Genomic DNA, 1,375 nt, shown 5'->3' on the forward strand with positions numbered 1-1,375 from the left:
TATTCCAATTGGTTCTATGCAACAGTTAAGAAGAAAAGAGGACTTGTACGTGTAATAAGGCTTTAACTTGAAGACCGTTTTAGTTCTCCTCTTTTCTTCTTTTAAATTAATAAATCAAAATAAAGGAAACCGTTGTAGTGCAATAGTTCATTTCGCAAGGACAATTTTTTCGGAGTGTTACGTGAGGGTATGGAGTTTTATACTGATTAACTAAATCAGACAAAGCCTTTGTTAAAAAAGCTATATCCAGGTACTTTTCGATGGTATCGTGGAGAGTTTTGTCTCTCCAAACGCTAGCTCGTTATAAAGTACCTGACTAAGTTCGCGAAAAATTTTAACAAAGTCAAATTTGAATAGGCATTATGTCTTGTTAATCAGTATAAAAAGCGCTCTTAGTTCCCTTCACCAACGGATCATACACGGCAGTGTATATTCCATAGGTTCGGGTTGTATCCGAAAAAGTTGGGGATAAATTGCTACCGAAACAGAACTACTGTTCCTTTATTTTTTTACTTTTATAAAAACTAAATTAAAAATATAAAGCACACAACATGCTGTATAATTAATGAAGCCCTACGGGCTACACTAACCATACAGCTGTACGTTGTAAGTAATTGCGGAAATCACTCATTCCTATATAAATTGAAAGAAAATTGAAAAAGAAAAAAAGATTTTATTAATAATTGGAATTATTACTTTAATAGTTTTTTTCACTCCAAAATCATTTTATGAAAAATATTATTATGATTTTATTGAATGGAAAAATTTGAGAAATAAGATTGTTTGGAAAGAAAATATAAAATTAAATTGGGAAGATTTTAAGTCTACAAATACTGACGAAAATTTAGTTTTAGAAGCAAGAGTTGGATTATCAATAAGATATTATACAAATCCTATTATGTTTAAATCTAAAACAGTTTTTATGCCTAATGAATCTTTTGTAATAAATGAAAATGACTCAATTAATTTGAGAATTTCAGAAGCAAAATTTAATTTGTTGGAAATTTATAGAAGGAAAATGGAGAAATATGTTTTGAAATTAAAAAATGAAAACATTGACACTCTGAAAAAAATTGACTTTGATAATATGAATTTAAAATATTATGAATTATTTGAAACGGAATGGGAAAAATATCTTGATTCTCAAAATGAACCTAAATCTTTGGAAAATTTAGAGAAGAGAATAAAATTAGAATTATAAAAAACTACTTACAACACCGTGTATATTTTATTGCTTTCTTTTAGCCAACTTACGAAAATCCTCGCGGATTTTCTATTCGGTTTTTATTTGCTAACTTTAGTGCTTAAACCACGCAACAAACCATATACGTATTCCAAGATCAAATCCTAATAAAAAATAGTTTTTTATTATGCC

Annotated in this window: 1 protein-coding gene; it reads left to right on the forward strand. The window is 28.4% G+C overall.

Annotated features, from left to right (window positions below):
- The first annotated feature begins 766 nt into the window (after positions 1-766).
- Positions 767-1,201, forward strand: a complete 435-nt coding sequence (locus J1D01_RS17360; RefSeq protein ID WP_421151769.1) for a hypothetical protein — start codon at positions 767-769, stop codon at positions 1,199-1,201.
- Positions 1,202-1,375: the final 174 nt, after the last annotated feature.

Origin of the sequence: Seonamhaeicola sp. NFXS20, from assembly GCF_049132085.1 — a bacterium.
Lineage (GTDB): Bacteria > Bacteroidota > Bacteroidia > Flavobacteriales > Flavobacteriaceae > Seonamhaeicola.